At 48.2% G+C, this 3,094-nt stretch carries 3 protein-coding genes; 2 read left to right on the top strand and 1 reads right to left on the bottom strand.

Annotated elements, in window-relative coordinates; translation table 11 throughout:
- The first annotated feature begins 248 nt into the window (after positions 1 to 248).
- A complete protein-coding gene (locus tag HMPREF9720_RS03010) occupies positions 249 to 1,256 on the top strand; it encodes an IS110 family transposase (RefSeq protein WP_009596715.1) in 1,008 nt (335 codons plus the stop codon).
- A 447-nt stretch (positions 1,257 to 1,703) separates the two neighbouring features.
- On the opposite strand, the gene HMPREF9720_RS03005 is transcribed toward HMPREF9720_RS03010, so the two are convergent.
- Complete coding sequence (locus HMPREF9720_RS03005) at positions 1,704 to 2,222, bottom strand: DUF3408 domain-containing protein (protein WP_009596716.1); 519 nt, start codon at positions 2,220 to 2,222, stop codon at positions 1,704 to 1,706.
- Positions 2,223 to 2,590: 368 nt separating this feature from the next.
- Between HMPREF9720_RS03005 and HMPREF9720_RS03000 the strand changes: the two genes are divergently transcribed.
- Positions 2,591 to 3,094 (top strand): mobilization protein (locus HMPREF9720_RS03000; RefSeq protein ID WP_139022447.1); only part of this gene is annotated, 504 nt, incomplete at its 3' end.

Below are 3,094 nucleotides of genomic sequence, written 5' to 3'. Positions count from 1 at the left end.
CCTGAGGGGCGAGCCTTGCATATTTCCATCCCCGGCGTTTTGCTGGTCGCATGTAGATTTGCAGCGTGATGTAATCACAGGTAATTTCGATATGGAGTCGCAGTGAACCGGGGCTTGTCGTAAGCTTTGAGGCTTGGCGGTAGATTTGGACTGCGACTCCATTAACCAGAGAGAATGGCTGTTTAGAATTGTAGGTTTGAAGACCTGGTACATGTGATAGCATACGACTCTCACAAAACTAACAAGTTATGCACTATTTGTATTATGTGGGTCTGGATGTGTCGAAAGAGACTTTCGATGCGTCTTTGGTCGCCTTCGAGGATGCAAACGAGATGGCTCACCGCAAATTCGCCAACTCCCGAAAAGGGATCTGCTCGTGTCTGCACTGGGTTGAGAAGCGGCATGGTATTCGGCTCGACGATGTGATTTTCTGCGCCGAGGATATGGGGAGCTACATATCCGAGATGGCGGTTTGTGCTTCCGACAGGACGCTGAATTTCAATTTTTCACTGATCTCGCCGTTGGTAATCAAGTATTCGATGGGTATTGCCCGTGGCAAAACAGACAGAGTGGATGCCCGGCGTATCGCCGAGTATGCGATCACTCACTATCGGAAGATAGCCCTTTATCTGCCGGCAGAGAAGGAACTGTGTCAGTTGCGCACATGGCTGATCTTAAGGGCTCATCTGGCAAAACAACGTGTAGCGAAACTGGTGTTGCTCGAAAAATTAGACTACAAAGAGAAATTCGCGGATGTATCTATTCAACGTTCCATGCTCCAGGAGGAGATCGCGTATGCAGAAACTCATATGAAAACCATCGAACGGGAAATGAAGGAACTGATAGCCGCCGACAGCAACATTTGCCGGAACTACAAGCTGCTGACCAGCATCAAAGGTGTAGGGCCGATCACGGCCAGTGTGATGCTCTGTTCGACGCTTAATTTCACCAAAATCACAGACCACCGCAAGTTTGCCTGCTATTGCGGGCTGGCTCCGTTCGAACATAGCTCCGGCACAAGCGTTCGCGGGGGATGCCACACATCGAGCATGGCGAATCGAGACATTAAAGTACAACTGAACCGCAGTGCACTGATTGCCATCAGGTGTGATCCGCAACTAAAGGCATATTACGAACGCAAAGTGGCTGAAGGTAAACATAAATTCAGCGTCCTGAATGCTGTGAGGGCCAAAATCGCCGCCAGATGCTTTGCCGTCGTAAGGCGTGGAACACCATATGTAGCGTTGCAGATATAATCCGGCATACATATCTGCCATTCGATAAGATTTTGAGATCATTCAAAATCTCAAAATCTTATTGTCGGAACAGTCCGTCTAATTGGGGCCGAACCTACTCATAATTAATGTATTGTCATTTCCGTACTCCGCAAATTAACGATTCTGACTATGGGATGCAAGGCTATACAAGCGCTTCGCGGCCTTGCATCCCATAGCCAGAATCATTTTGCTAAACGCTACGACAAAAAATGACAATTTCCGGGCATGAAACTTTTTGCAGCTTTTATTTGGTTTTATCTTAGAATTCTACCGTCGGAATAGGCGGCTTTCTGCGGCCCGGACGCTACCCTGCGGACTGCCCCTCCAATAGCCATAATCCACGACACGCACGTCATATACCCCAATAGGCATAACAACCGCTCCCGACGTTTCGTTCAGCTGTCCGTTATAATTCGCATTGTCTGTTCAAAACGGTCGTCTGTTGTTCTTCTTCTCGTGGAGATAATTCAGCTCACCGCTGTAAATGTCCATGACAAATCGCAGCATATTGTCGACCAAGGCCGTAAGCCTTGTACTCTCATTCCCTAACAGGTGGAGTATTTCCGATACTTTGTGCTTGGTTCGGGTACTGACATAGATCGCAGAGCGGTTGCGGCAATCCACCGGAGCGAAGAACGTGCGTTCAAAATCCGGTAGCGTGAGCTTTTTCCGACGGAAACCGGAATGTTCTTTTACGGTACTCGCAGTGGAGTCTATGCCTGTTTTCTCAGCAGTCGGTGCCGATGCTCCGGATACCGTTTCCGATGTGTTTTCCTCAAGAGCGTTCGTATCTTCCTCTTCCGGCTCGGGAATCCTGCGGACGACTTCCGAGTCCAAAGGGGCTTGTCCGGCGATCATCTGACGCATCAGTTCCTCGTCGACTTCGATACGGGGACGCTTAGCAGGATTGGGTGCGGGGTTGTCTTTTTCCTTTAATGAATCCATGGTGCAACGTTTTTGAGATTGATTGTCAGCCATACGAGCATAGAGTATGTATGTCTGGTTTATTGGGTTAAACCATTCAAAATACCGTTTTCTATTTCATGCAGTTTATATCGGGATAATGAACGCAATAAGAAAATCGACCTTTCATGCTGCAAGATACAACTGGGTGAAATACCTCGGTTCCGATGTCCGCTCCAGACCGCTCCAGTCCGTACCGAGGGTTTGTTTTGGCGCCCGCATGGTTGTAATATTGCAGAGGGAAACGACCCACCCTCGGAAGCCGTAGCGGAGGTTTGGCATAGATTTTTCGAAAATTTTTCCGCCGCGGATTTTTCGCCTCACTTGAGGCGAGCGAGCTGTACCTTTGTATGCCGAAAATTTTTTCGGCATACGAAAGGAGCTCGCTCTGCGAGGCCGGGCGTTCTCCCGAGTCGAACGCCTTTTTAACCGATATCATGAATACCGACCCAAAACAGACAAACAGAAATGCCCGGAAATCTGAAACACCAAGCTACAAGTACTCTTTCTGGTTCAATGAAGAGCACATCCGCTTCAAGAAGCTACTCTGCAAGTCCGGATTGGAGCATAACAGGAGCCAGTTTATCGTAAAACGCATTTTCGGAGAAGAGTTCGTCGTCATCAAACGCGACCCGTCAAAGACGCAGTTTATCGCCCGGCTGAACGACTTTTATTTTCAGTTTCAGAAACTCGGCAATAACTATAATCAGATTGTAAAGGCTGTCAATTCGCACTTTTCCAACGTCGCTATCCCGCATCAGATCGCTATGTTGGAGCAGCGAACAAGAGAATTAAAGGCTCTGAGTATCGAGATTCTGAGCTTTGCGAAACATACTGTGGAGTGGTTGCAAATA

Origin of the sequence: Alistipes sp. HGB5 (assembly GCF_000183485.2) — a bacterium.
GTDB classification, from domain to species: Bacteria; Bacteroidota; Bacteroidia; order Bacteroidales; family Rikenellaceae; genus Alistipes; species Alistipes finegoldii.
Note: the sequence above shows the minus strand (reverse complement) of the source record. Positions and strands in the feature narration are given on the sequence as shown.